This window comes from Stutzerimonas kunmingensis, from assembly GCF_032106285.1.
GTDB classification, from domain to species: domain Bacteria; phylum Pseudomonadota; class Gammaproteobacteria; order Pseudomonadales; family Pseudomonadaceae; genus Stutzerimonas; species Stutzerimonas kunmingensis_B.
In genome coordinates, this window is the sequence record NZ_DAMCPO010000012.1 from 62244 (window position 1) to 88438 (window position 26195).

29 protein-coding genes and 1 pseudogene are annotated in these 26195 nt (G+C 61.9%); 16 read left to right on the forward strand and 14 right to left on the reverse strand.

The window, feature by feature from the left end; translation table 11 throughout:
* Positions 1-7 precede the first annotated feature (7 nt).
* From RT582_RS11535 to RT582_RS11545, 3 genes are all read right to left on the reverse strand, one after another.
* Entirely contained in the window at positions 8-1174 is a 1167-nt protein-coding gene (locus RT582_RS11535; protein WP_313477461.1) for a baeRF3 domain-containing protein, read from the reverse strand.
* 75 nt (positions 1175-1249) lie between these two features.
* Positions 1250-1564, reverse strand: coding sequence for an HPF/RaiA family ribosome-associated protein (locus RT582_RS11540; RefSeq protein ID WP_014819923.1), 315 nt, complete (start codon positions 1562-1564; stop codon positions 1250-1252).
* A gap of 125 nt (positions 1565-1689) precedes the next feature.
* The gene (locus RT582_RS11545) at positions 1690-2601 is read right to left on the reverse strand and encodes a LysR family transcriptional regulator (protein ID WP_313474211.1); all 912 of its coding nucleotides are present in this window, start codon (positions 2599-2601) and stop codon (positions 1690-1692) included.
* A 163-nt stretch (positions 2602-2764) separates the two neighbouring features.
* On the opposite strand from RT582_RS11545, the gene RT582_RS11550 reads away from it, so the two are divergent.
* Both RT582_RS11550 and fghA read left to right on the forward strand, forming a co-directional pair.
* A complete protein-coding gene (locus tag RT582_RS11550) occupies positions 2765-3880 on the forward strand; it encodes an S-(hydroxymethyl)glutathione dehydrogenase/class III alcohol dehydrogenase (RefSeq protein WP_041013633.1) in 1116 nt (371 codons plus the stop codon).
* An 89-nt stretch (positions 3881-3969) separates the two neighbouring features.
* On the forward strand, positions 3970-4824 hold the full coding sequence (fghA, locus tag RT582_RS11555) for an S-formylglutathione hydrolase (protein WP_313477462.1): 855 nt from the start codon (positions 3970-3972) through the stop codon (positions 4822-4824).
* A 125-nt stretch (positions 4825-4949) separates the two neighbouring features.
* Here the strand turns inward: fghA and RT582_RS11560 are convergent, their stop codons facing one another.
* Positions 4950-5999 carry an alkene reductase gene (locus RT582_RS11560; RefSeq protein WP_313477464.1) on the reverse strand — a complete coding sequence of 350 codons (1050 nt, stop codon included), beginning with the start codon at positions 5997-5999 and terminating at the stop codon, positions 4950-4952.
* A 38-nt stretch (positions 6000-6037) separates the two neighbouring features.
* On the reverse strand, positions 6038-6340 hold the full coding sequence (locus RT582_RS11565) for an ArsR/SmtB family transcription factor (RefSeq protein ID WP_003285796.1): 303 nt from the start codon (positions 6338-6340) through the stop codon (positions 6038-6040).
* Between the two features lie 181 nt (positions 6341-6521).
* Between RT582_RS11565 and ispF the strand changes: the two genes are divergently transcribed.
* The 8 genes from ispF to RT582_RS11605 all read left to right on the forward strand — a co-directional run bounded on the left by ispF (position 6522) and on the right by RT582_RS11605 (position 13067).
* Positions 6522-6995, forward strand: coding sequence for a 2-C-methyl-D-erythritol 2,4-cyclodiphosphate synthase (ispF, locus tag RT582_RS11570; protein ID WP_125878138.1), 474 nt, complete (start codon positions 6522-6524; stop codon positions 6993-6995).
* Positions 6992-8032, forward strand: a complete 1041-nt coding sequence (gene truD / locus RT582_RS11575) for a tRNA pseudouridine(13) synthase TruD (protein ID WP_313477467.1) — start codon at positions 6992-6994, stop codon at positions 8030-8032. The genes ispF and truD overlap by 4 nt, the downstream gene beginning before the upstream one ends.
* Positions 8032-8781: a 5'/3'-nucleotidase SurE gene (gene surE, locus RT582_RS11580; protein ID WP_003299332.1), complete on the forward strand. Its 750-nt coding sequence runs from the start codon at positions 8032-8034 to the stop codon at positions 8779-8781. The genes truD and surE overlap by 1 nt, the downstream gene beginning before the upstream one ends.
* Before the next feature lie 38 nt (positions 8782-8819).
* Positions 8820-9455, forward strand: a complete 636-nt coding sequence (locus RT582_RS11585; RefSeq protein WP_003299331.1) for a protein-L-isoaspartate(D-aspartate) O-methyltransferase — start codon at positions 8820-8822, stop codon at positions 9453-9455.
* A 19-nt stretch (positions 9456-9474) separates the two neighbouring features.
* Positions 9475-10410, forward strand: coding sequence for a DUF368 domain-containing protein (locus RT582_RS11590; protein ID WP_023443764.1), 936 nt, complete (start codon positions 9475-9477; stop codon positions 10408-10410).
* A gap of 79 nt (positions 10411-10489) precedes the next feature.
* On the forward strand, positions 10490-11290 hold the full coding sequence (locus RT582_RS11595) for a peptidoglycan DD-metalloendopeptidase family protein (protein WP_313477470.1): 801 nt from the start codon (positions 10490-10492) through the stop codon (positions 11288-11290).
* A gap of 100 nt (positions 11291-11390) precedes the next feature.
* Positions 11391-12386, forward strand: a complete 996-nt coding sequence (gene rpoS, locus RT582_RS11600; protein ID WP_003299327.1) for an RNA polymerase sigma factor RpoS — start codon at positions 11391-11393, stop codon at positions 12384-12386.
* 543 nt (positions 12387-12929) lie between these two features.
* Entirely contained in the window at positions 12930-13067 is a 138-nt protein-coding gene (locus RT582_RS11605; protein WP_003299325.1) for a hypothetical protein, read from the forward strand.
* Positions 13068-13084: 17 nt separating this feature from the next.
* On the opposite strand, the gene RT582_RS11610 is transcribed toward RT582_RS11605, so the two are convergent.
* Positions 13085-13930, reverse strand: coding sequence for a GNAT family N-acetyltransferase (locus RT582_RS11610; protein WP_278362067.1), 846 nt, complete (start codon positions 13928-13930; stop codon positions 13085-13087).
* A 155-nt stretch (positions 13931-14085) separates the two neighbouring features.
* Here RT582_RS11610 and RT582_RS11615 point away from each other — a divergent pair, with 155 nt between their 5' ends.
* Both RT582_RS11615 and RT582_RS11620 read left to right on the forward strand, forming a co-directional pair.
* A complete protein-coding gene (locus RT582_RS11615; protein ID WP_221103098.1) occupies positions 14086-16023 on the forward strand; it encodes a sodium:solute symporter family protein in 1938 nt (645 codons plus the stop codon).
* A 269-nt stretch (positions 16024-16292) separates the two neighbouring features.
* Positions 16293-16808, forward strand: coding sequence for a hypothetical protein (locus RT582_RS11620; protein ID WP_014819933.1), 516 nt, complete (start codon positions 16293-16295; stop codon positions 16806-16808).
* Positions 16809-16921: 113 nt separating this feature from the next.
* Here RT582_RS11620 and RT582_RS11625 read toward each other — a convergent pair whose 3' ends face one another.
* The 3 genes from RT582_RS11625 to RT582_RS11635 all read right to left on the reverse strand — a co-directional run bounded on the left by RT582_RS11625 (position 16922) and on the right by RT582_RS11635 (position 18893).
* Complete coding sequence (locus tag RT582_RS11625) at positions 16922-17713, reverse strand: SIR2 family protein (protein ID WP_041013568.1); 792 nt, start codon at positions 17711-17713, stop codon at positions 16922-16924.
* Positions 17714-17719: 6 nt separating this feature from the next.
* Positions 17720-18268 (reverse strand): non-canonical purine NTP pyrophosphatase, encoded by a 549-nt coding sequence (locus tag RT582_RS11630; RefSeq protein ID WP_042925699.1) that lies wholly within the window; start codon positions 18266-18268, stop codon positions 17720-17722.
* A 184-nt stretch (positions 18269-18452) separates the two neighbouring features.
* Complete coding sequence (locus tag RT582_RS11635) at positions 18453-18893, reverse strand: group II truncated hemoglobin (protein ID WP_313477476.1); 441 nt, start codon at positions 18891-18893, stop codon at positions 18453-18455.
* 135 nt (positions 18894-19028) lie between these two features.
* Between RT582_RS11635 and RT582_RS11640 the strand changes: the two genes are divergently transcribed.
* Positions 19029-19460 carry a universal stress protein gene (locus tag RT582_RS11640; RefSeq protein ID WP_313477478.1) on the forward strand — a complete coding sequence of 144 codons (432 nt, stop codon included), beginning with the start codon at positions 19029-19031 and terminating at the stop codon, positions 19458-19460.
* Between the two features lie 21 nt (positions 19461-19481).
* On the opposite strand, the gene RT582_RS11645 is transcribed toward RT582_RS11640, so the two are convergent.
* Both RT582_RS11645 and RT582_RS11650 read right to left on the reverse strand, forming a co-directional pair.
* Entirely contained in the window at positions 19482-19826 is a 345-nt protein-coding gene (locus RT582_RS11645) for a YajD family HNH nuclease (protein ID WP_003299313.1), read from the reverse strand.
* 93 nt (positions 19827-19919) lie between these two features.
* Positions 19920-20618, reverse strand: coding sequence for a YebC/PmpR family DNA-binding transcriptional regulator (locus tag RT582_RS11650; protein ID WP_014819936.1), 699 nt, complete (start codon positions 20616-20618; stop codon positions 19920-19922).
* 201 nt (positions 20619-20819) lie between these two features.
* On the opposite strand from RT582_RS11650, the gene RT582_RS11655 reads away from it, so the two are divergent.
* Complete coding sequence (locus RT582_RS11655; protein WP_014819937.1) at positions 20820-21704, forward strand: O-acetylserine/cysteine exporter; 885 nt, start codon at positions 20820-20822, stop codon at positions 21702-21704.
* Between the two features lie 38 nt (positions 21705-21742).
* On the opposite strand, the gene RT582_RS11660 is transcribed toward RT582_RS11655, so the two are convergent.
* The 3 genes and pseudogenes from RT582_RS11660 to RT582_RS11670 all read right to left on the reverse strand — a co-directional run bounded on the left by RT582_RS11660 (position 21743) and on the right by RT582_RS11670 (position 23101).
* Positions 21743-21880, reverse strand: a complete 138-nt coding sequence (locus RT582_RS11660; RefSeq protein ID WP_156924007.1) for a hypothetical protein — start codon at positions 21878-21880, stop codon at positions 21743-21745.
* A 315-nt stretch (positions 21881-22195) separates the two neighbouring features.
* Positions 22196-22907: pseudogene (locus RT582_RS11665) on the reverse strand (MOSC domain-containing protein).
* Positions 22904-23101, reverse strand: a complete 198-nt coding sequence (locus RT582_RS11670) for a hypothetical protein (RefSeq protein WP_278390933.1) — start codon at positions 23099-23101, stop codon at positions 22904-22906. The pseudogene RT582_RS11665 and the gene RT582_RS11670 overlap by 4 nt, the downstream one beginning before the upstream one ends.
* A 107-nt stretch (positions 23102-23208) precedes the next feature.
* On the opposite strand from RT582_RS11670, the gene dgt reads away from it, so the two are divergent.
* Together dgt and RT582_RS11680 are read left to right on the forward strand one after the other, a co-directional pair.
* Positions 23209-24705, forward strand: coding sequence for a dGTPase (dgt, locus tag RT582_RS11675; protein ID WP_234174991.1), 1497 nt, complete (start codon positions 23209-23211; stop codon positions 24703-24705).
* 280 nt (positions 24706-24985) lie between these two features.
* Positions 24986-26194 carry an ammonium transporter gene (locus RT582_RS11680; protein WP_313477480.1) on the forward strand — a complete coding sequence of 403 codons (1209 nt, stop codon included), beginning with the start codon at positions 24986-24988 and terminating at the stop codon, positions 26192-26194.
* Position 26195 lies beyond the last annotated feature (1 nt).

Genomic DNA, 26195 nt, shown 5'->3' on the forward strand with positions numbered 1-26195 from the left:
ATTTACATCAGAAACGATAGATCGCCGCAGCGCCGGTGCCGGTCGGCATCCGTTCGGTCGGTACCACAACCACGTCTCCACCTTGCTCGAGTGTCCAGATGGTCAGCTCGTCCAGCAGGTCGGGTGTGTTGACGTCATCTTCGCTGGTCGGCGTTGCCGTTCCGTCAGTTTTGTCGACATGGCCGGGAATCTGCCGCTCGGCCTCCACCAGCAAGGTGGCGACCCGGCCCTGGCGGGTGGCTTGGCCGATATCCTCGAGGTGGTCGGATGCCAGCCCCTGGCCATGGGATACGCCGAACTGGTTGAGCAAGCCTTCCAGGCGCTTGAGATAGCGCGGCTGCATCACCATCCAGCTTTTCTCACGTAGCTCATTGACGCTCAATGCGTTCTGGCCGGTCTCGATGCCCTCCGGCAGCAGGCAGTCATTGTGGCTGAGGCGTCGGAAGTGCGACTGCTGCTCGGGCAGAGCGGCGAGGATCAGCGGCAGGCCGGATGGGCGCGAGTGATGTTCGGTGATGGCGCGATCGACTTCGCGAAAGTAGCGATCACGGTCCCGGTCGATCTCCGCCTGCTTGCCGCTGCCGCCGGCCTCCACCTGCATCGGGTCGCCGCGTTCGCTGGAGCGGCCATAACCCTGGGGAAACCCACTTTGACCCTTCTCGGTGAGGTCGCTGCCCAAGGCGTCGGCGAGTGTTCTGGGCACACCGTCGTGCAGCTTCACCTCGTCGAGGGCATCACGGTTGCCCTCGAACAAGCGTACCGAGTCGCGCGAGAGGCAGAGGATCTGAAAGTGGTCGGCTGACTGTGCAATGCGTACCAGCGGTTTGAGGTGCATGCGCGCGTTGGCCACGGCCATTTCCGGCACGCTGCGTTGCAGTCGATAGACCTGGAAGTAGTCCTTGGCGGCAAAAGCGGCCAGGCCGTCGAGGCTGTGATTCCAGAAGTCGCTGTTATCGATCAGGGCGTAGAATGGCTCGAGCAGGGTGTGTGCCTTGTCGCCATGGCCTTGCTGCTTGAGTGATTCTTCCAGCTGCTTGACCAGGTGCTTGAAGCGGATCGGGTCCTGCTGACGCTCGGGAAAGCTGCGATGAGTGGGCTGGTACACGGACAGGCAGGGCCCGTCTCGTTTTGACAGCAGTTTGGTCAGGGTTTCACGGTCGAGCAGTCGGTTCATGCGTGGCCTCCAGTAGCGGTGGTTCGGTCCCTCGCAGAAGTGTCGATGGCGCGCTCATTGGCCATCGAGGGCCAGTCAGTGGCGGTTGAGCTTGTCCAGAACGTGGCTCAGCGCGTGGTTCAGCTTCTCCGCGGCGCCGTTGATTGCCAAGTCCAGCGTTTCGGCCTTGTGGGTGGCCGAGATGGGGTCGTGACCCTTGACCCTCGCCTCCATCTGACAGCGCTTGTCATGGGGACCGCTCTTGCTGCTGTTTTCGTCGTTGAGATGGACCTCGACTCGGGTCAGATGATCATCGAAGCGCTCCAGTTCGGTCTCGACCGTGGCCTTCACTCGCTCTTCCAGATCGGCGGTTACGCTGATGCTGTGGTTACTGTTCACCAGAACCTGCATGGTTTCCTCCTGATTGCAGCGCTGCGCTCGTCCAGCGCGGGCGGCTCGAAGAGCAGCAGCTACACAGGGTACGACGTGGGGGATTAAGGCGGGTTCCGCGTCATTAGAGGCGTCTGACGCGCGGTTCAGTGCCCGTTCCAGTCGCGACTCCCGGCGTACTCCGAACGTCTGGCAAGACCGGTCTTGAGCGCCTCGATCAAGAGGCGAACTTTCGGTAGCGGGTAGCGCCGTTGCGGGTAAACCGCCCACACGGCGGTATCTGGCGGCTGATTGCTTTCCAGTAGCGAAACCAGCTCGCCGCGACGCAGCGGCCCTTGCACGTAGTAGTCCGGCAGCTGGCACAGGCCAAAGCCACGCAGGGCTGCATCCAGCACCGCCTCGCCACTGTTGCAGCGCCAGTTGCCGCTGGGCTTGAAGTGCTGCTCGCGGCCCTCGATCTGAAACGACCAGATGTCGCTCGTGCCGATCAGGCAGTTGTGTCGAGCCAGCTCCGACAGGGTGTGAGGCCGTCCGTAGCGTTCCAGGTAGTTCGGTGCAGCGCACAGGTACATTGCTCGCGGCGCGATGCGGGTGGCGACCAGGCGCGACTCGCCGAGTTTGCCGAGGCGGATGGCCAGGTCGTAGCCCTCCTGAACCAGATCGAGGGTGCGGTTGGACAGCTCGATATCGACGCGCAGTTGCGGGTGCTGGGCCATGAATTCGTTCACCAGCGGCACGATGAAGCGCTCGCCATAGGCCACTGCAGCGGTCATGCGTAACAGCCCGGTCGGTGCGCTGTGCAGATCGCTGATGGCCAGAAAGGCTTCGTCACGTTCCTCGATCAAGCGCTGGCAGCGGGTGAAGAAGGTATGCCCGGCCTCGGTCAGCGAGACGCGGCGGGTGGTGCGATAGAGCAAACGCGCCTGCAGGCGTTCTTCAAGGCGCGCGACCTGTCGGCTGACATGCGAGGATGAAACCCGCAGCCGCTCAGCGGCGCGCATGAAGCTGCCGCATTCGGCGACAGCCACGAATTCGTCGAGGCCTTCCCAGCGGCTCATGGGTTCTCCGGTGTCAGATTCCCAGCAAGCGGGTTCAAAGATCCTAGCGTGATGAGCGCCGATTGTCCCTCAACAGCAATAATGTTTTCCCGTGGCCATCATTAATCCCCGTTTGGCCATGAATTACACTCTCTGCTTTCCAGTCACATCGAGAGTGATGTCCATGACCATCAAGTCGCGCGCCGCCGTTGCCTTCGGCCCCAACCAGCCTCTGCAGATCGTGGAAGTGGACGTAGCCCCACCCAAGGCTGGCGAAGTCCTGATCCGCATCGTCGCCACCGGTGTGTGCCACACCGATGCTTACACGCTCTCGGGCGAGGATTCGGAGGGCGTGTTTCCGTGCATCCTCGGTCACGAGGGCGGCGGCATCGTCGAGGCGGTGGGCGAGGGCGTCACCTCGGTTGCCGTCGGCGATCACGTGATTCCGCTCTATACCGCCGAATGCCGGCAGTGCAAGTTCTGCAAGTCGGGCAAGACCAACCTCTGCAGCTCGGTTCGCGCCACTCAGGGCAAGGGTCTGATGCCCGACGGCACCACCCGCTTCAGCTATCAGGGCGAGCCGATCTACCACTACATGGGCTGCTCGACCTTCTCCGAGTACACCGTGCTGCCGGAAGTCTCGGTGGCTAAGATCCCGAAAGAGGCCCCGCTGGAAAAGGTCTGCCTGCTCGGTTGCGGCGTCACCACCGGTATCGGTGCCGTGCTCAACACCGCGAAGGTGGAAGAGGGTGCGACCGTGGCGATATTCGGCCTGGGCGGCATCGGCCTGGCAGCGATCATCGGTGCGAAGATGGCCAAGGCCAGCCGGATCATTGCCATCGACATCAATCCGGGCAAGTTCGCCATTGCCGAAGAACTGGGCGCCACCGATTTCGTCAATCCGAAGGACCACGACAAGCCGATCCAGGACGTGATCGTCGAGATGACCGACGGCGGCGTCGACTATTCCTTCGAGTGCGTTGGCAACGTTCAACTGATGCGCGCGGCGCTCGAGTGCTGCCACAAGGGCTGGGGCGAGTCGACCATCATCGGCGTCGCCGGTGCGGGGCAGGAGATCAGTACCCGTCCGTTCCAGCTGGTCACGGGACGCGTCTGGCGCGGTTCGGCTTTCGGCGGCGTGAAGGGTCGTACCGAGCTGCCGAGCTATGTGGAGAAGGCGCAGAGCGGCGAGATTCCGCTGGACACCTTCATCACCCACAACATGCCCCTGGACCAGATCAACGAAGCGTTCGACCTGATGCACGAAGGCAAGAGCATCCGGACCGTCATTCACTTCTGATCCCCAGGGTGGATAACGCCGTCGCCAGACGGGTTGTCCACCTCGACCGGTGGAAGCCCGCGCGGTTTCCACCTTCGCGAGGCCTGTACATGACCCTTGAAATCGTTTCCAGCAACAAGAGCTTCGGCGGCTGGCACAAGCGCTATCGCCACCGTTCCAGCAGCCTGAACTGCGACATGGTGTTCGCCGTGTACCTGCCGCCGCAGGCGGAGCAGGGCGAACAGCTGCCGGTGCTTTACTGGCTGTCCGGGCTGACCTGCACCGATGAGAACTTCATGCAGAAGGCCGGGGCGTTGCGGCTGGCTGCCGAGCTCGGCCTGATCATTGTCGCGCCGGATACCAGCCCACGCGGCGCCGGCGTGCCAGACGATCCCGATGGGGCCTGGGACTTCGGCCTTGGCGCTGGCTTCTACCTCAACGCCACCCAGGAACCCTGGGCTCAGCATTACCGGATGTACGATTACGTCGTCGACGAGCTGCCGGCACTGGTCGAGGCGAACTTCCCTGTCTCCGACCGCCGGGGCATCAGCGGGCATTCGATGGGTGGCCACGGCGCGCTGATCTGTGCGCTGAAGAATCCCGGTCGCTACCAGTCGCTTTCGGCTTTCGCACCCATCAGCAACCCGCTCAACTGCCCGTGGGGCGAGAAGGCGTTCAGCCGCTACTTGGGCGCCGACCGTTCGCGCTGGCGCGAGTGGGATGCCTGCGCGCTGATTGCCGATGCCGGCGAGAAGCTGCCGATGCTGGTCGATCAGGGCGATCGCGATGACTTCATGGAGGGTCAGCTCAAACCGCAGGCGCTGCGTGCCGCTGCGGACGCTGTCGGGCACCCGCTGACGCTGCGCATCCAGCCGGGCTATGACCACAGCTACTACTTCATCGCCAGCTTCATCGGTGATCACCTGCGCCATCATGCCGAGGCGCTGAAGGCGCAGGGTGGATGATCGTGAAGCCTCATCCTCACGTCCGGCTCGGCTCGCCGCGCTGGTCGACACGTCAGGTGGCAGCGCGGCAAAAATAAAAAAGGCCCGTCCGGACATGCCGGTCGGGCCTTTCCATCGCCAGGAGCTTAGAGCGACGGATAATCGGTATAGCCAGCCGGGCCCTGGGCGTAGAACAGCTCGGGTTTCGGCTCGTTCAGCGGTGCGTCCTGACGCAGGCGCTCGACCAGATCCGGGTTGGCGATGTACGGGATGCCGAAGGCCACGGCATCGGCCTTGCCCTCAGTCAGCCAGGCGTTGGCCTGTTCCTTGGTGAAGCGTTCGTTGGCGATATAGATGCCACCGAATATCTTCTTCAGCTGTGGGCCGAGGCTGTCTTCACCGGCTTTTTCGCGAGTGCAGATGAAGGCGATACCGCGCTTGCCCAGTTCACCGGCAACGTAGCCAAAGGTCTCGGCGCGGTTGGAATCGCCCATGTCATGGGAGTCGGCACGCGGCGCCAGGTGTACGCCAACACGCCCTGCGCCCCACACGGAGATGGCCGCATCGGTCACTTCCAGCATCAGCCGGGCGCGGTTTTTCAGCGAGCCACCGTAGGCGTCACTGCGCTGGTTGGTGCTGTCCTGCAGGAACTGGTCGAGCAGATAGCCGTTCGCGCCATGAATCTCGACCCCATCGAAACCAGCTTCCTTAGCGTTCTCCGCACCCTTGCGGTAGGCCTCAACGATGCCCGGAATCTCCGCGGCTTCCAGCGCACGAGGCGTCTCGTAATCCTTCATTGGTCGCACCAGGCTGACATGGCCGGCTGGTTTGATGGCGCTGGGTGCGACCGGTAGCTGGCCGTCGAGGTAGATCGGGTCGGAGATACGGCCGACGTGCCAGAGCTGCAGGACGATCTTGCCGCCTTTGGCGTGCACTGCATCGGTGACCTTTTTCCAGCCCTGAATCTGCTCGGCGGACCAGATGCCGGGGGTGTCCGGGTAGCCGACGCCCATCGGGGTCACCGAGGTGGCTTCGCTGATGATCAGGCCGGCGTCGGCGCGCTGGGCGTAGTACTCGGCAATCAGGCCGCCGGGAACGCGGCCGGGCTCGGCGCGGCAGCGGGTCAGGGGAGCCATGATGACGCGGTTGTTCAGTTCCAGATCGCCGATCTTGATCGGGTCGAAAAGTGTGGGCATAGCAATACCGCTCCTTTACTGGTGGTGCGAAAAGGGACTCAGAGTTCCTGACCGATGCGCTCGACAAACGATTCGATGATCGCGTCGTTGCGCTTGAAGAAGTGCCACTGGCCGACCTTTTGGCTGGTGATCAGCCCGGCTTTCTGCAGGGTCGCCAGATGGGCCGATACGGTTGACTGCGACAGGCCGGCACGCTGGTCGATCTGCCCGGCACAGACGCCGTTTTCCAGCGAATGGTGCTGCTCGGAGAAATACCGCTGCGGCTCCTTCAGCCAGCGCAGGATGTCGCGACGCAGCGGGTGGGCGAGGGCCTTGATGATGTCGTCGAAGTCGTCCGGCATGGGATGGCTCTGGGCTGTATATCGGAATGAGGCGAACTATATATCGTTGTTTTCCGATATGAGATCGATTCGACTGATGGTGGTTATTGGCTGTGTCGATGATCGGGAGGTGCCGCGGACACTCAAGCAGCACCCGGCTCCTGTAGAATCGCCGCCTCGAGATTTTCAGGGTTTTGCATCTATGCGTATCGGCCACGGTTACGACGTGCACCGCTTCGGCGAGGGCGATCACATCACGCTTGGCGGCGTGCGGATTCCACACAGGTTCGGGCTGTTGGCTCATTCCGACGGTGACGTGCTGCTACATGCCTTGAGTGACGCGTTGCTCGGTGCCGCTGCGCTGGGCGATATCGGCAAGCACTTCCCGGACACCGACCCGCAATTCAAGGGCGCCGACAGCCGCGCTCTGCTGCGCCATGTGCTCGTCCAGGTCCAAGTCAAGGGATACGTCGTCGGCAATGTCGACGCCACCATCATCGCCCAGGCGCCGAAGATGGCACCGCACATCGACAGCATGCGCGCGTTGATCGCGGCCGACCTGCAGGTCGAGCTGGACCAGGTCAACGTCAAGGCCACCACGACCGAGAAGCTGGGTTTCACCGGGCGTGAGGAGGGGATCGCCGTTCACGCGGTTGCCTTGCTGGTCCGCGCATGACCGAAGATCAGCTGCTCGGGCCGCGCGCCCATGGCGAGCCCTGTGGCAGTGCGGTGCTGAAAGCGGTTGCTGAGGATTTTCAGGTCGATGAAGTGCTCGATATCCCGCTGTCCGGCGAAGGCGAGCACCTCTGGTTGTGGGTGGAAAAGCGCAATCTGAACACCGAGGAAGCCGCCAAACGCATCGCCCGCGCCGCTGGCGTGCCGCTGAAGATGATCAGCTACGCCGGGCTCAAGGACCGCCAGGCATTGACTCGCCAGTGGTTCAGCCTGCATCTGCCGGGCATGAGCGATCCGGATCTTGCCGCTGCCGAGAGCGACGGCCTGGCGATCCTCAAGCGCACTCGGCATCAGCGTAAGCTGCAGCGCGGCGCGCACTCGGCCAATGGCTTCCGCCTACGCTTGACGGAGCTGCGCGGTGAACATGCCGCGCTGGATGAGCGGCTGGAGCGGATCAAGGCCTCCGGCGTGCCGAATTACTTCGGCCTGCAGCGTTTCGGCTATGAGGGCAGCAACCTGCACGGTGCACGGCACTTCGCGGCGAAAGGTGAGCTTCCGGAGCAGCGCAACATGCGTTCGCGGCTGCTTTCGGCTGGTCGCAGTTACCTGTTCAACCGTGTGCTCGCCGAACGGGTTGGGGATGGCAGCTGGGATCAGGCACGAGTAGGCGATCTCCTAGCATTCACCGACAGTCGCAGCTTTTTCCCGGCCGGGCCGGACGAGTGCGACGACCCGCGCCTGACGATTCTGGATCTGCATCCGACCGGCCCTTTATGGGGCATGGAAGGCTCTCCAGCAGGTGACGAAATTCAGGCACTGGAAAACGCCGTCGCCGAAAACGAAGCCATAGTCGTCAATTGGCTGGCGCAGGCAGGAATGAAGCACGAACGGCGCATTCTTCGCCTCCCCATCGGCGGTTTGTCGTGGCATTATCCCGAGCCTGACATTCTGCAACTGGAATTCGTCCTGCCGACCGGATGCTTCGCCACCGCCGTGGTGCGTGAGCTGGTCAGCCTGGCAGGGCAGACGGACATCTGATGCGTATTCTGATCGCCAACGACGACGGGGTGTATGCACCCGGGCTCGCCGCGCTTTATGACGCGCTGGCCGACTATGCCGAGTGCAAGGTGGTAGCCCCGATCCAGGACATGAGCGGCGCCAGCAGCGCCCTTACCCTAGACCGCCCGCTTCATCCTGTCAGTATGCCGAACGGCTTCATCGGGCTGAACGGCTCGCCCACCGATTGCGTGCATCTGGGCCTGAACGGGCTGCTCGAAGAAACACCGGACATGGTGGTTTCGGGCATCAACCTCGGCGCCAATCTGGGTGACGATGTGCTCTATTCCGGCACGGTTGCTGCGGCCATCGAAGGCCGCTTCACCGGCCGCCCGGCCTTTGCCTTCTCGCTGGTCTCTCGCTCGACGGAAAACCTGCCGACCGCCGCGCATATTGCGCGCCTGCTGGTGGAGAAGCACGACCAGCTCGAAGTGCCGCCGCGCACGGTGCTCAGCGTCAACGTCCCGAACCTGCCGCTTGATCACATTCGTGGTATCCAGCTTACCCGTCTGGGGCATCGCAGCCGTGCCAAGCCGCCGGTCAAACAGGCCAACCCTCGCGGCAAGGAGGGCTACTGGATATCCGTGGCCGGGGACGTCGAGGATGGTGGACCGGGTACCGATTTTCATGCGGTGATGCAGGGTTACGTATCGATTACCCCGCTGCAGCTGGATCGAACTTTTCATGAGGCCTTCAACGGTCTCGAGAGCTGGCTGGAGAACGTGCTGTGAGACATCGCGAACAAGACAGCCTGCTGCATGGGTCGGGAATGACCTCCCAACGCACCCGCGATCGCCTCATCCAGCGCCTGTACGAGGAAGGTCTTTCCAGCGCCCAGGTGCTCGAAGTCATCCGCCGCACGCCACGTCATCTGTTCGTAGACGAAGCCCTGGCGCACCGTGCCTATGAAGATACGGCGCTGCCGATCGGACACAACCAGACCATTTCCCAGCCGTTCATGGTTGCACGCATGAGCGAGCTGCTGCTGGCCGACGGGCCGCTGGACAAGGTTCTCGAAATCGGGACCGGCTCCGGCTACCAGACCGCCGTGCTGGCGCAGCTGGTCGAGCGGGTCTTCTCGGTCGAGCGCATTCAGGCGCTGCAGGACCGAGCCAAGGAGCGCCTCGCCGAACTCAAGCTGCGCAATGTGGTCTTTCGCTGGGGCGATGGTTGGGAAGGCTGGCCAGCATTGGCGCCTTACAACGGGATCATCGTCACCGCAGCGGCAGCCGATGTGCCGCAGGCCCTGCTCGATCAGTTGGCGCCCGGTGGGCGTCTGGTGATCCCGGTAGGGGCCGGCGAGGTCCAGCAACTCATGCTGATCATTCGAGAGGAGAACGGCTTTTCGCGTCATCTTCTGGATACCGTACGTTTCGTGCCGCTGCTCAATGGCCCCGTGATTTGATCATTCAGCGGAAGAAAGCATGAAAGACGCTTTATTGTTGTACGCCAAGGGCATGGCCATGGGCGCAGCGGATGTGGTGCCCGGTGTCTCGGGCGGTACGGTGGCTTTCATCACCGGCATCTACGACGAGCTGCTGCGTTCGATCAGTGCGGTGCCCTATGCCATCCGCCCGTTGCTGCGGGGGCGCGTCGCCGAGGCGTGGAAGACCGCCAACGGCAGTTTTCTGGTGGTGCTGTTTGCCGGCATCCTGACCAGCATCCTCAGCCTGGCCAGGCTGATTACCTTCCTGCTGGAAGAGCATCCGATTCCCGTCTGGTCCTTCTTCTTCGGCCTGATCCTGGTTTCCGTGCATCTGGTGGGCAAGGAGATCCAGCGGCGCAACCTGTCGCGGCTGGTGAGTTTCTGCCTGGGTATCGGTTTCGCCTACTGGATAACGGTGGCGGCCCCGGTGCAATGGGGCAGTGACGGCCTGAGCCTGTTCTTCGCCGGTGCCATCGCCATCTGCGCCATGATCCTTCCGGGGATCTCCGGCAGCTTCATCCTCGTCTTGCTGGGGCTGTATCCGGTGGTGCTGGGTGCGGTAAAGAACTTCGATATCGGCGTGATGGCGATCTTCGCTGCCGGTTGCCTGGTGGGTCTGCTCAGCTTTGCCAAGTTCCTCAGCTGGCTGCTCAAGCGCTGGCGCGACCTGACCCTGGCGTTTCTGACCGGATTGATGCTCGGCTCGCTGAACAAGGTCTGGCCGTGGAAGGAAACGCTGACCTGGCGTACCAACTCCAGCGGCGAGAACGTTCCGGTCCTGCAGCAGAATCTGCTGCCCGGCGCCTATGGCGATTTGACTGGCCAGGACCCGCAGTTGCTGCTGGCCATACTGCTGGCCGTGGGCGGCATCGTCCTGGTGCTGGGTCTCGAGTGGTTCGCCGGGCGACGCCAGCCGATGACGGAAGGCGTTTGACGCACGTGTCTATGAAAGGGAGCGGGCATTGAGGCTCACAGCAGTACGGCGGTGGATTCGCGACCCTTTGGTCCGCTCGATGGTCGGCGTGCTGGTGATCGCCGGCACGCTGGTCGGTTGCGCATCCTCGCCTCCGGGCGGTGGTGTGCAGGTCGTCGATCGCAACCAGCGTGATCGTGTCACCAGCGGGCAGTACATCGTGCGCCGCGGCGACACGCTGTGGTCCATCGCTTTCCGCTTTGGCTGGGATTGGCGCGATCTGGCCCGCGTAAACGGCATTCAGCCGCCGCATGTCATCTATCCCGGTCAGCGGATTCGCTTTAGCGGCGGCGCCACCCGAACGGCCGCTGCTACCCCGCAGCCGGTGCCCAAGCCTTCTTCCAGTCCCGCCTCATCCACCCCGGTCGTGGTCGCCAATCCGGTGCCGCGCCAGCCGGCGATCACCACACAACCTAAGCCCGCGGTTAGCCAGCCGGCGCGCACTCCGGTTACGCCTGTGACCCGCTCTGCAAGCGGTTGGGCATGGCCAGCGAACGGCACGATCATCGGTCGTTTTTCCTCAAACGGTAGTTTGAATAAAGGAATTGATATCGCTGGGGATTTGGGACAGCCTGTCCTGGCTGCTTCTGATGGGACTGTTGTGTACGCCGGCAGTGGATTACGGGGTTACGGCGAACTTGTGATCATCAAGCACAGCGATACCTATGTAAGCGCCTACGGACACAACCGCAGGCTGCTGGTGCGGGAGGGTCAACAAGTCAAGGCTGGGCAAAGTATCGCCGAGATGGGATCGACGGGAACCGACCGGGTGAAGCTGCATTTCGAGATTCGTCGCCAGGGCAAACCCGTAGACCCGCTGCAATACCTGCCAAGACGTTGACCTGTCGCCTGCCTGTTCCAGCACTAGGTTGGGCTTGAGCGTAGCCAGGGACCCGCGCCGCTTGGGCCTGTTGTCGAACCCGGAACAGGACAAGAATAAAATGGCACTTAAAGACCACGCGCTGGAGTTTGACGTCGACGATGCGGTTCTGCTCATGGAAACGCCGATCCACTTCGACCAGAAAGACAAAGTGACCAAGGCTGCCAGTGCAGGCAGACCCAAGGCCACATCCAGCAAACAGCACAAGTTCATCGACTACAACCGGGCGCTAGATGCAACCCAGTTGTATCTCAACGAAATCGGTTTCTCCCCCCTCCTGACCCCCGAAGAAGAAGTGCATTTCGCGCGTTTGGCGCAGAAAGGCGATCCGGCGGGGCGCAAGCGCATGATCGAAAGCAACCTTCGCCTGGTGGTGAAGATCGCCCGACGCTACGTCAATCGGGGTCTTTCCCTGCTCGATCTGGTCGAGGAGGGCAATCTCGGTCTGATTCGCGCGGTGGAGAAATTCGACCCCGAGCGCGGCTTCCGCTTTTCCACCTATGCCACCTGGTGGATTCGACAGACCATCGAACGGGCGATCATGAATCAGACCCGCACGATTCGCCTGCCGATTCATGTGGTCAAGGAATTGAACGTCTACCTCCGGGCCGCTCGCGAGCTGACCCAGAAGCTCGACCACGAACCCAGCCCTGAAGAGATCGCCAACCTGCTGGAGAAGCCGGTCGGTGAGGTTAAGCGCATGCTCGGGCTCAACGAACGTGTCACTTCAGTGGATGTGTCGCTTGGCCCGGACACGGACAAGACGCTGCTCGATACACTGACCGACGATCGCCCGACCGATCCTTGCGAGCTCCTGCTGGATGACGATCTGTCCAACAGCATCGACCAATGGCTGTCTGATCTGTCCGAAAAGCAGCGGGAGGTGGTTATCCGTCGTTTTGGCCTGCGCGGCCATGAAGCCTCGACGCTGGAGGAGGTGGGGCAGGAGATCGGCCTGACCCGCGAGCGTGTTCGCCAGATTCAGGTGGAGGCGCTGCGCCGTCTGCGCGAGATTCTCGAGCGTAACGGCCTGTCGAGCGACGCGCTGTTCCAGTGACATCAATGTCGTCGGGTCTGGTTGCCGGGCCCGACGACAATCCCGCCGCTGCTGCACTTTTCCTGACCCCTTGCACACGCGGCCTTGGGTCGATCCCTTGGCTTAATCCGCCGCGGTCGGTTTTCCTGGTTGTCCTCTCCCTGTGTACGCATTTGCTTACAAGCGTTGTAAGCAAAGCCCACGAAACAGCTACGGCGACCGGCGATTTATGCCCGGATCACTACGCAACTTACTGATTGTTATAGAAATTATTAGATGCTCTGGATGGGCCAGGCAGTGCTGCGGCTGGATGCCACAGCTTGTTGTCGTCACGCCGATCATTAATATCGCACCCGTGCTCAGGGATTAGCGCGGCCTTCAGGATGAAGGTCAAGGACCGCCGCAGGAAGCGGTGTCATCCAGGAAGATGAGAAGGGATACAGGGAACAAGGAAGGAGGCGGGCGGGGTCAAACCCGCCCCTTTTTTTTGCCTGCGAGAAACTCCCGCTGAACCCAGTGGCCGGGGCACGGCCTAATGGGAACAGTCCATCAGCGGAGAACCACATGAACGGCGACCAGCACAACGACCAGCCCACCAAAGAGCAGGACGACGTGACCCGTCGGCCGGATGAGGCTGACGAAGATCAGCTCGATGAGGCTATCGAAGAAACCTTTCCAGCCAGCGATCCGATCTCGCCCTGATCAACCGGAGGGCGCGCTCAGACGGCTTGTTCCTTCCCCTCCGTACGCATCAAGAGCGCAGGCATGATATGCCTGCGCAACAGCGGCGCCACATCCTCCCTCGCGCATGGCGCGATCTCCAGCCAACCCAGTTCTTCCAGTTCGGCCTGCACCTTCACTGCGTGGGGCAGGCGTCCGATGAACACATCCGCCTCCACCTGATGGTCCGGCTCGTTGGCAGCCGGTGCGCGGAAATGCCCGAACGACTCGAGGTCATCATCCTCGAGCCTCAGGTCGAGTTCTTCATGAAGCTCACGCTTGAGGGTTTGCAGAGGTGTTTCGCCCGGTTCTGCCTTGCCCCCGGGGAGCATGAAGAAGCGGGTGCTGCGTTTGCGCACGACCAGGAGGCGTCCGCGTTCGTCGATCAGGCAGGCGATGGCGATGTTCAGGGTTGCAGCTGGCATGGGCATCATCCTTCGGTCATTGAGCAGGGCAATCAGTGCCTTGGTCCGCCGGTAGCGGGCCAGTCGGTCGGCCAGGGTGTCAGGCAGCTGGTCCGTCATGACGAAGCCAAGTCGCGTATAGAAATCCAGAAGTTCCGGTTTACAGAACAGCCAGACCGGTCCGCTGTTCGACATCAGCGCTTCGCGTACAAGCTGCGCGCCGATGCCGCGGCTTCGCTGCGAAGGGGTCACCAACAAGCCGGTCAGAAAATGCCCATCCGCTACTGGCGTCAGGCAGAGCCCACCGAGGATAGCGCCGCGCCGGGCCACCCAGCATGTGGCCTCGGGACGTATGCGGTTACGGCTGTTGTGGGCTCGATAGAACCTGACCAGCAGCGGCTGCAGAGCCTTGGGGAGCGGCGAATAGTCGAGAGTGGGCATGACCGACCGTGGATTCTTCGAGGGCGCTAGTCTAGCGCCTGAGCTGCGATCGCCATACGCCCTGTATCCGACCGCTGCCGTTCATCCGTTCGCTGCATCTTTTCCCTCGTCTTGGCGCTCTCACCCTTAGCGTTTCCAACGACAGGAATAACAACATGTTGGATCTACTGATTGTGCTCGCATTCGTTTTCTACGGCCTTTCGGCAGGGATGCGCGCCCGCTCCAAAGCCTCGCAGAGCCTTCACGAATACTTTCTTGCCGGACGAACCATCAAGGGCTGGCGTGCAGGTGTGTCGATGTCCGCCACGCAGTTCGCGGCCGATACGCCGTTGCTGGTCAGCGGTCTGGTCGCGACTGCCGGGGTTTTTGCGTTGTGGCGGCTGTGGATATATGGGTTGGCATTCCTGCTGCTGGCATGGGTATTCGCCTCCGGTTGGCGCCGTGCCGGGGTGCTCACCGACGCCGAACTCACTCGTGTGCGCTACAGCGGTCCCGCAGTGGTGCCGTTGCGCCTGTTCAAGGCGATCTATTACGGCACCGTTATCAACTGTGTGGTGCTGGCGATGGTACTGGTCGCGGCCATTCGCATTGCCGAGGTGTTTCTGCCATGGCACGAGTGGCTGCCGGGCGGCGTCTACGCGGTGATCATGGGCGCAGTGGAAGCCAGCGGCATACGGCTTGGAGAGAGCATCAGTGGGCTCGATCAGCTGACGACCAGCACCAACAATCTCATTTCGATCCTGTTGATCCTGACCTTCACGGCGATGTACTCGATCACCGGAGGCCTGCGTGCGGTGGTGCAGACCGATGTCATGCAGTTCAGCGTGGCGATGCTGGGTACGTTGGTATATGCCTGGTTCGTGGTGGACGCAGCCGGTGGACTGGGCGGCCTGACCGATCGGATCGTCGAGCTGTATGGCAGCGAGCAGGCGGCCAAGATGCTTTCGTTCTCGCCGCCGAGCAATGCCGGCGAGGCGCTGACGCCATTTCTGGTGATCGTCGGTTTGCAGTGGCTGTTCCAGATGAATTCCGACGGTACTGGATACCTGGCGCAGCGCAGCATGGCTTGCCCGACAGATCGTGAGGCGCGTATTGCCGGTTTGGTATTCACCTGGCTGCAGATATTCCTGCGCAGCCTGTTCTGGCTGGCGATCGCGATCGGTCTGCTGGTGCTGTATCCGTTCAGTCCAGAAGAGATGAGTGGTGAAGGTTTCACCGCCGCGCGCGAGGCGCTGTTCGTCACCGGTATCGAAGAATTGCTACCGCCGGGTTTCCGCGGGTTGATGCTGGTGGGCCTACTGGCGGCCCTGGCGTCGACCGTGGATACGCACCTCAATTGGGGCGCTTCGTACTGGAGCAATGATGTCTATGGTGGGGTCGTCGCGCCGAAGCTGCTCAAGCGCAAGCCCAAGGACAAAGAGCTGGTTCTGGTTGCGCGTCTTTCCAACGTGCTGATCCTGCTGATCGCGATGGTCATCATGGCCAACCTCGGTTCGATCCAGACGGCCTGGTTCATCTCCTTGCTGTTCGGTGCCGGAATGGGTTCGGTGCTGGTACTGCGCTGGCTCTGGGAGAGGATCAATCTGTACTCCGAGCTGACGGCAATGATCGCATCGCTGATCACCGCCCCCTTGCTGCTCTACTACCTGGGCACCGATCCGGAGCGTGAGTGGATACGTCTGGGCATCATGTCCCTGGTTACCTGCAGCGCCGCGATTCTGGTCAGCTACATCACCCCGCCCACGGACCAGGAGACGCTGGATCGCTTCTATCGCAGGGTGCGGCCGTTCGGCTTCTGGGGACAGACCGCCGTGCGTTGTGGCGTCTCGCGCCGGGAGTCGCTCAAGGCCCTCGGTGTACGCCTGTTTGCGGTAGGCGTTACGGCGCTATCGGTCTACACGTTATTGATCGGCGTGGGGCGGTTGCTGTTCCCACAGCCGGAAGGAAGTTCTGTGCTGGCGTGGATATGTATCGCCGTTGGGTTGGCCTTGACACCCGTGTGGATGTATCTCGCGTTCAGCCGTTATTTCGATGATGAACGGGAAGATGATGCGCTTGAACTTCACGAGAAGAGTGCGGATGTGGCTGGCTGATTGAATGGACAGGTTTATATGTATATCACGCAGCGATTCTATAATTGCCTTTCTAATATCTATTTGAAGGCTGTTGTGCTGGCATAACAGTATCGCGTTCTAGGCTAAATTTATAAAAAACATCCAATTGACGCTTTTTTCTATTGTTTTGCATGAAAAGCCGGTCATTCGTCGATTCCTTTGAGCAGTCTCAGGGTTTACATGCTTGTCTCAGGAATACGCATTGCTATTGCGTATTTCATAACAAGCACAAAAGCAGAGGTGCCGTCATGAATCGACTTTTCAAAACTTCCTTAATGGTTGCCGCCATGCTTCCGGCTGTTGCCGGTGCGGCTCCCATGACCGGTGACAAGGAAATCACATTGGGTGGTGCAGGAAGCAGCGACAAGGACTTTGACGATACTGTTTTTTCCGTACAGGGAAGTTGGGGCCAGTATTTAAGCGAATCTTCTCTCTGGGGTGTCCGGCAGACTGTCAATGCGCGTGATACCGAGGGAGAAAGTGTCAAGTTCGATGGCTCGACTCGCGTCTTCTATGATTATCACTTCGGCACCGGCAAGGCACGGCCTTTCATCGGTGCGAGCATTGGTGGTGTCTACGGTGACCGGGTAGACGAGACGTTCATGGCGGGGCCGGAAGTCGGCTTCAAGTACTGGGTTCAGGACAAGACGTTCATTACCGCGATGGCGGAATATCAGTTCCTGTTCAAGAGCGGCAGCGATGCACAGGATCGATATGATGACGGAGTGTTCCTCTACAGCATCGGTGTTGGCTTCAACTACTGATCAGGACATGCGCGATGTCGCCCGACATCGCGCATGCTAAATTGCCTGTGTCTTCGTAAAAGTGCCGTTTCGCTTGTTTTAATGCCGCTTCGCTTGTTTTTGGAAAAAGACTCTCAGGTTTCAACCAGTTGCTGCAGGAAGTTCTTCAGCGCAACGCCGGGTTCATCGTCTTCCGATGCAATCATGCGAATGCCCCATTGTCTCAACACTTCTTCCTGAACCGGGTTCGGCTTGTGTGAGAACACATATGAAATGGGCCGGACACCGAGCGTCTCGTGTTCGTTCCATATCTTCGACAGCTTGTGAAATAGCAGACGTATATTGGTATCGGAAAGACTGTATCCGATAAACAGAACGGCCTTGCTCAATGTGTCGGCGCGTAACTTGATATCCAGCGGCGTTTCGAACTGCAGGCGCTGGTAGTAGCTGGTCTCGTCAAGCACGATCGAGGCGTCATCATCGAAGTCACCGTGGAACTTGACGATCTGCCTGACGCCATCACGGGCCTTGGTCAGGTCACTGGCGTTGGCGATCTTGATGTAGTCCACCGCATGGGCGTCATGGGCGTACTCCAGCCAACGGTCATAGTTGGTGGTATAGATCGCCGGAAAACGGCCACGCACGATCAGCCGATGAATTTCCGAGTCACGTATTTCGATGTTGCGATGCCACTCGCGGTCCATCCAGCTGCGCAGCGGGCCGATGCTGCCTTTCTTGATCCGGTAGTACTCGGCCAGGGCGAGAAAATTGCCGTAGGTGTTGAACACCTCCGGGTCGTAGTCGAGCTGCACGGCGATCTCGTCGATCAGCTCCTTCCACGGCGGCAAGCCAATGTTGGCGGATACGCCGGAACCGACAAAAAGGATCAGGCGATTGTTCCGGTACGCTTCGCGGAGCTGGTCCATGGTTGCTCAGGACTCCCGCAGATATGCGACGAAGGCGTCGAGTGCGCGTCGGCGCATGGAAAGGCCGTTCTTTTGCGTGCCCAGCTGCGCGAACGTCTGGGTCTGGCCTTCGGGAATGAACACGTCGTCCCATTCGAAGCCGCCATGCCCGGCTGGCGACGGTGCGATGCGCCCTGCGACCACGCCTTCGAAGAAATGCCGTTTGCGACCGTCGCAATAGCCGATCAGGGTCCGCGCCTCGGCGGCCGGATCGTCCAGCCGCCCGATCAGCTCCGAGAATCGCTCGGCCTGCAGTCGGTCCCAGAAGATCTGCGTCAGCCCGCCGGGAAAGCCGTTGAGGCTGTTGATGAAAAGCCCGGTGTGTTCGACGAAGACCGGTTTACCGATCATCTTGAAGGCGACCAGCAGCTTGTCGCTGACCAGCTGGTGCAGGTCCTCGGTACGCAGCTCCTCGATACGGATGGGAAAGGGCTTCACCTCGATTCCGCTGGGCTGGAGAATCTCGCAAACCTCGAGGATCTTCTGCGGGTTGATGGACGCGAAGCGGATTTTCATGGAACGAGCCAGCTCGGTTTCGACGGATGAACGCTGCCGCCACGACGGCCGCCCTTGTCTGTATGACGCAAGGTGAGTGGCTCGGTTCTCCTGCCCAGCGGATTAATCGATCAGGCGCGCCTATGGACGTTGCAGCGCCACGTCTTAAACGAATGACATTGCAGCCTCTGGCGGGGAGGGCGCTTCAGTTCTGGCCCGGACGCATCGGGCAGGCTGCCTGCACCTGGCGGATGCGCTCGGCGGGGACGCGCAGCTGCCGTAGCAGGTACTCGGCGAACTCCGGCGTGAATGGCTGACGGGCGATGGCCTGTTCCATGCAGAACAGCCAGGCATCGCGTTCGGCTTCGCCGACTTGCCAGCGGGTATGGAACTGCGGAATGCTGATGCCGCCATACTTCTCTGCGTATCGCTTCGGGCCGCCCAGCCAGCCGCTCAGAAAACTCGCCAGCCGGTCCCGGGCGTCGCTCACGTCCGCCGGATACATTGCACGGACGCCCGCGGCTTCTGGCGCCAGGTCCATCACCTGGTAGAAGTCCGCGACCAGCCGTTGCAGGCCCGGTTCGCCGCCGGCTGCCTGGAACGAGGCGTCGCCGACGCCGAATGCGGGACCTTGATCGGGGTTCATCAGACTCGTCTCTGGCTCGTTGAAAGGGCGCGAGATGATGCGCGCTTGTGCCAGATCAAAACAAGTGCGAGCAGCGCCCGCAACGCGCAGGCAGCTGGTCTAAGCTGAAGGTCCACACAACAGCGGAGACAGGAAATGCGCAGGCTTCTGGTTGCATACGATGGTTCGGACAACGCCAAGCGCGCCCTGCAGCATGTCGTCGATCTGGTGCGGGATACCGGGATCGCGCTACAGGTGCATGTGGTCAACGTTCAGCACGAACCGATCATCTACGGCGAATACGTGACGTCGGCGATGATCGATGAACTCAACAACGGCCTGATGGCCAAGGCGCGCTCCGTGCTCGACGAAGCGGCAGCCGTGTTGCAGGCCGGCGGCCTGAGCTGCGAAACCCATGCGCTGCTGGGCAATGTTGCCGAGCAGGTCAACGACGCGGTCAAGCGGCTGGGCTGCGACACGGTGGTGATGGGCACCCGGGGTCTGGGCAGCTTCACCGGGATGCTGATGGGCTCGGTGGCGAACCGGGTGATCCATGAGGTATCGGTCCCGGTGCTCTTGGTCAAGTGAGCTGAATGCCGGTCTGGCCGATCAGTCCTGCTTGCCCTTGAGCAGATCGGCCAGGTTGGCGAAGGCCTTGAAGGTTTCCTTCGGGCCCAGGTCGCTGCCCGGCCTGGCTTCGGCCTGGTATTGGTTGTCGGTGTAGCGGGAATGCTCGTTGTCGTGGCAGTACAGGCAGAGCAGCTCCCAGTTCGAGCCATCCTCGGGGTTGTTGTCGTGGTTGTGGTCCTTGTGGTGGACCGTCAACTCGCTCAGGCGCTTGCCGGAAAATTCCCGCGCGCAACGACCGCAGACCCAGGGATACATCTTCAGTGCTTTTTCCCGATAGCCTTGTTCGCGCTGACTGTAGGGCGTGGTCGGTTTGCTGCTGCTCATGGTGAATGCTCGCCGGGTTCGTTGTTCGTCAGGGCCCACCCCCGCGTCGGCATCGCCACGCGCGGGAACAGCCCCAAGTAAAGTCGATGGCTGTCAGCCCGCCAAGCCAACGTAGACGTTCTGCACGTCATCGTGGGCGTCGATGGCCTCGAGAAAGGCTTCGACTTCTTCCAATTCGGCACCGGACAGGCTGACCGGATTCTTCGGACGATAGCCCAGTTGCGCGGACTGCACGGTAAAGCCGAATTCCGGCAGCGCCTTGCACACGGCGTCGAGATCGGTGGGTTCGGTGATGAACAGAGTGCTGCCTTCGTCGGCTGCTTCGAAATCCTGCGCACCGGCCTCGATCGCGGCCATTTCCGCATCGGCGTCGCCTTCAGGCGCGGCTTCGATCATGCCGACGTGGTCGAAGTCCCAGCTCACCGAGCCGGAGGAGCCCAACTGGCCTTTGCGGAACAGCACGCGGATTTCGGCAACGGTGCGGTTGACGTTGTCGGTCAGGCACTCGACGATCAGTGGCACCTGATGCGGCGCGAAGCCTTCGTAGAGTGTGCGTTCGTAGTGGACCACCTCACCGCTGAGGCCTGCGCCTTTCTTGATGGCGCGCTCCAGGGTGTCCTTGGGCATCGAGGCCTTCTTCGCCTGTTCGACGACCAGGCGCAAGCGCGGATTCATGTCGGGGTCGGCACCGCTGCGGGCTGCGATCATGATTTCCTTCGACAGCTTTCCGAAGATCCTGCCCTTGGCGTTCGCCGCCGCTTCCTTATGCTTCGCTTTCCACTGTGCGCCCATGCTCGTCCCCGTCTGAAGTGATGAAGTCAGGCGCGGATTCTATAGCGTATTCCGGCCTTGCGTCGCCGGTGGCGGTGCTGCCCGTGCCAGGGCGATGGGCGGTTGCTCCGCACTGTGCCGCTCATTTTGGCGATCACTGTATGGAGCGCTCACCCGAAGCGGCGTCTTTAATGCATCTTTTACGCAACAGGGTGCGTCGCCATGTCGCCTCGGGATCTGCTGCTCGCGCTGGTAGTCATCGTCGTCTGGGGCATGAACTTCGTGGTGATCATGGTCGGCCTGCACGACGTGCCGCCGATGCTGCTGGGTGCGTTGCGTTTCATGCTGGCGGCCGTGCCGGCGGTGTTCTTCATCAAGCGTCCGCAGGTGCCGTTGCGCTGGATGCTGGCCTATGGGCTGACCATCTCGCTCGGGCAGTTCGCCTTTCTGTTCACCGCGATGAAACATGGCATGCCGGCCGGACTGGCCTCGCTGGTGCTGCAGTCGCAGGCGTTCTTCACGCTGTTCTTCGCGGCGCTGTTTCTCGGCGAGCGATTGCGCGCAGCCAACTTGCTGGGACTGGTCATCGCGGCCTGCGGTCTGGCGATGATCGGCGCGCAGACCGGCCTGGGCATGACCCTGAGCGGTTTCGTGCTGACCATCTGCGCGGCGTCGATGTGGGCGCTGGGCAACATCGTCACGCGCAAGGTCGGCAAGGTGAACCTGGTCGGGCTGGTGGTATGGGGCAGTCTGGTGCCGCCGCTGCCATTCCTGGCGCTGTCGCTATGGCTCGAGGGGCCGGCGGTGATCGAGGCGGCGCTGCGCGGCATTGGTTGGCAGACGATTCTAGTGCTGGCCTATCTGGCATTCGGCGCGACGATTCTCGGCTATGGCCTGTGGAGTCGCTTGCTGTCGCGTTACCCGGCGAGCCAGGTGGCCCCGTTCTCGCTACTGGTGCCGGTGGTCGGGCTGACGTCAGCCAGCGTGTTACTGGGCGAGCGGCTGGGGACGCTGCAATTGGGTGGGGCGTTGCTGGTGATGCTCGGCCTGGGGGTGAATGTTTGCGGTAGCTGGTTGTTCGGTCGGTTGCGTCTGGCCAGGGTCTGAAACGCCCGGCATCAGACCGGGCGTCGCAGCGATAAGGCTCAATGGGTGGCGGCGTGGGCGCCGAGCAGCGTAGTGCCCGAGCCACTCTTCTTGTCGCGCTTGGCCATCCGTTTTTCTTGCGCCGTTTTCATCGGCTTTTTCTTGCCGTTCTTCTTTGCGTCCATTCCCTTGCTCATGGTGTTCACCTCTGATTGCTGGCTGGACATGTCCTGATGTGCGAAGACCTGACTGTCGCTGCTGGAGCAAAGCCTGTTTCCGGCCTGTGTCTTCCATGACCGCTGCAGTATGGCACTGCTGGGCTGCATTGCACGCACTGCTTTGCTTAGGGTCTGTTCCCGTTTCGTCGCAAGCCGCGTTGCTGCGCCAAATAGCGCCATGGCCGGGCGGCGTTCCGCAGGCGCGGGACGCAGGTAATGGTGGTTCCCTTGCCAAGTCCCGCAACGCCGGATGGCGCCATTTGCCGCGCACGAAACGGGAACAGCCCCTAGGTATCAGTCGAACAGGCTGTGCTGGTCGCGCTGGGCGCGAAGGGCGTCGTAACGCTGGCGGAAGATCGCCCGATAATGCATGGCCAGACGCGGCAGCTTCGCCAGTTGCTGCAGGTTGTCCTCAGTCAGGTTCTGATCGAGAAAGCAGCGCCACAGGTGCGCGACGTTGATCTTTGGGTGCGGGCGCTCGAGCAACTGCAACGTGTCGCCAGGACGCACGGTGCCTGGCTCGATGGTCCGGTAGAGCCAGCCGGTGCGGCCGCTCGCCGACAGCTCCCGTGCCAGGCCACGCACACCGTGACGGTTGTCCAGCCTGATGCAGGGCGAGCGCGGCTGACTGATCTCGATCAGCGCGGTGCCCCAGCGAAGAAGATCGCCGATGCATACCTGCTCTTCGTCCAGCGCCTGGCTACCTAGGTTCACCGAAGGCGCCGAGGCCAAGCCGCGCGCGCAGCGGCGGGAAGCGCTGCGACCAATACTGATAATGCTGGGTCGGGTAGTGGCAGAGGCTGCGATCCGGCCCGCCATGAAAACGCCGATCGGCGATCCGATCACCCTGCAGGCCATCCAGGCCCAGCCACAACGGGCCGTCGCTGGCTTGCTTGTCCATGGCGGTGGCTCTGCGACTATCCGGCAGCGGCGAAAACTGACGGCACAGCAATGGGCCGTCGACCGTCCAGGCTCCGAGCGAAGTGCGTGGCGCCTGCTGGGTCACGGCTGCTGTGCTCGGTTGAGCTGCTCCAGTTCGCGGCGGACCATGGCGGTGTATTCCGGTGGGCTGAGCTGATACAGCTGGGTGGCAACCCAGGCCAGCCAGCGCGAGCCCAGGGCCGCTTGCTGGTCCAGCAGGCGTTGGGCTTCGGCGCGGGCGCGCTCGGCATTGTTCTGATGAAAATCTGCTCGACTCACGAATCGTCTCCGTCGCCGTACTCGGCGATGAAAGGGGCAGCGATGGTAAACCCGGAACGCTCGCGTTAGGCTCGATGGCTATTCTTTTTGCGCCGCGAGAACGATGCATGCCGGTGTCCATGAACTTCAAGCACAAAATCTCCCGCCAGCGCCCCTATGGCAAGGCCGAAGCGGGCCTGCGGGCCAGCGATGGCAGCCTCGACGCCGTGCTGGACCAGCTGGAGAGCGATCGCGGGCGCATCATCAACTCGGCCGCGGTGCGCCGCCTGCAGCAGAAGACGCAGGTGTTTCCGCTGGAGCGCAATGCCGCGGTGCGCAGCCGCCTCACCCATTCGCTGGAAGTGCAGCAGACCGGCCGCTTCATCGTTCGCACCCTGTACAAGCAGCTCGGCCACCGCGCCGCGGAGTTCGGCCTGGACGGACTCGAGCCGGCGTTGCAGAGCCTGGTCGAGATGACCTGCCTGATGCACGATATCGGCAATCCGCCGTTCGGCCATTTCGGCGAGTACGCCATCGGCGAGTGGTTCGAGCGCAATCTCGACGCGCTGTTCACGGCCGCCGTGACGCCGGGGCAGGGCGATGCCGAGCTGCGCAAACGGATGCTGGTCGATCTCAAGCACTTCGAAGGCAATGCCCAGGCGGTTCGCCTGGTGGTCTCGCTGCAACGCCTCAACCTGACCTATACGCAGACCGCCGGACTGCTCAAGTACGTCCGTCCGGCCTATCAGGCCAAGCCCGCGAAGGGCACCCCAGGCGCCTACCTGCTGAAGAAGCCCGGCTTCTATCTGTCCGAGGAACCCTTCGTGCGTGCGCTGCAGGCGGCGCTCGATCTGCAGCCGTGCACGCGTCACCCGCTGGCCTACGTGATGGAGGCCGCCGACGACATCGCCTATTGCCTTGCCGACATCGAGGATTCGGTGGAGAAGGGCATCTTCAGCATCGAACAGCTGGCGCAGCTGCTGCTCGCCAAGTTCGCGCTGCATGGTTCGGTCGATGCCCCGGTGCCGGGTCCGGAGCGCAGTTTCCGGGGCATGGTCAACTATGCGCTGGAACGCGCACAGAAGGAGCCGATCAACAAGGCCGGCGAGTTCTTCATCTGGCTGCGGGTGAACATGATCCACCCGCTGGTGCAGCACGCTGCGCGGCAGTTCATCGACAACATCGACGCGGTTTATCACGGCACCCTGGATCGCGCGTTGCTGGAGGACGACAGCCTGCCCAACGCCATCGTGCAGACCTTCAAGGATGTCGCGATGGAGCACGTGTTCTGCCACCGCGAGGTGGAAACGTTGCAACTGCAGGGCTATCGCATTCTCCAGGGCCTGCTCGACTTCTATGCGCCGCTGCTGCGCGTGCCGGCCACCGTGTTCGATGCACTCAGCCTCGGCACCTGCCGCAGCGAACCTCACCTGCAGATGCTGGCTCGACGCCTGCCCAACCAGCTGATCAAGGCCTACCACGAAGCGCTCAAGGAGCATGCTGAGCAATCGGCGGATTGGCCTCTGTGGGAGTTCTACTACCGCAACCGGATGCTGCAGGACTACATCAGCGGCATGACCGACCAACTGGCTCAGGACGAGTATCGGGCCCTTTCCGCCCTCTGAGGGTGCGCTGCACCAGAACTGCCGCTGCGCTTGGTACGCGCCTTGCTTTTACTTGGTGCAGCAGTCGTCGTGCGAGCCCCGCAATGGCGCATGACGGATTTCCGGTAGTTTCCTTAACCTGTTGATATCAAAGGTTTCATGGCGCTTCAGCGTCTCGCTGCAAGCAAGCTCCGGCTGCAGGTGACGGTGGCCCGACATGACGCGTTGATGCATCTCGGTGCATGCGTCTGGCGGAGGTAACCGTTTTGGTGCGATTTATCCGCTGAGGCTGTAGTGACCCATGGAAAACCTCAACAGCGCCGTGGAAACCCTGGTCCACGGTTCGAATACCCTGTTCATCCTGATGGGCGCGGTGATGGTGCTGGCCATGCACGCCGGCTTCGCCTTTCTCGAAGTCGGTACGGTACGTCTGAAGAATCAGGTCAACGCGTTATCGAAGATCATCACCGACTTCGCAGTGTCGACCCTGGCGTATTTCTTCATCGGCTACTGGGTCGCCTATGGCGTGACCTTCATGCAGCCGGCCGGCCAGCTGGTGGTGGACCACGGCTACGCGCTGGTGAAGTTCTTCTTCCTGCTGACCTTCGCCGCGGCCATTCCGGCGATCATCTCCGGCGGTATCGCCGAGCGCGCGCGGTTCGGCCCGCAGCTGTGCGCCACACTGCTGATCGTCGCGTTCGTCTATCCGTTCTTCGAGGGCCTTATCTGGAACGGCAATTTCGGCTTCCAGGGCTGGCTCGAGCACCAGTTCGGTGCATCCTTCCATGACTTCGCCGGCTCCGTGGTGGTGCACGCCATGGGCGGCTGGCTGGCGTTCGGCGCGTTAGTGCTGCTGGGGCGGCGCAACGGTCGCTACCGGGATGGCAGGCTGGTGGCCTTCGCGCCGTCGAACATTCCGTTCCTGGCGCTGGGCTCGTGGATTCTCATCGTCGGCTGGTTCGGCTTTAACGTCATGAGCGCGCAGACCATCGAGGGTATCAGCGGGCTGGTTGCGGTGAATTCGTTGATGGCGATGGTTGGGGGCACTGCAGCGGCATGGCTCGCCGGGCGTAACGACCCGGGCTTCCTGCACAACGGCCCGCTGGCTGGCCTGGTGGCGGTCTGTGCCGGCTCCGATCTGATGCATCCGGTCGGCGCACTGGCTACTGGTGCGATCGCCGGAGCATTGTTCGTCTGGACGTTCACCGCTACGCAGAATCGCTGGAAGATCGACGATGTGCTGGGTGTCTGGCCACTGCACGGCCTGTGCGGGATCTGGGGCGGGGTGGCCTGCGGCATCTTCGGCCAGTCCGCGCTGGGCGGTCTGGGCGGCGTGAGCCTGATCAGTCAGGTGATCGGCAGCGGCATGGGCATGCTGGTGGCGCTACTCGGCGGCTTCGGCGTCTACGGCCTGCTCAAGCTGACCACAGGTATTCGCCTGAGCCAGGAGGAAGAGTTCAACGGCGCCGATCTTTCCATCCACCGGATCGGCGCGCTCAGCCAGGATTGAG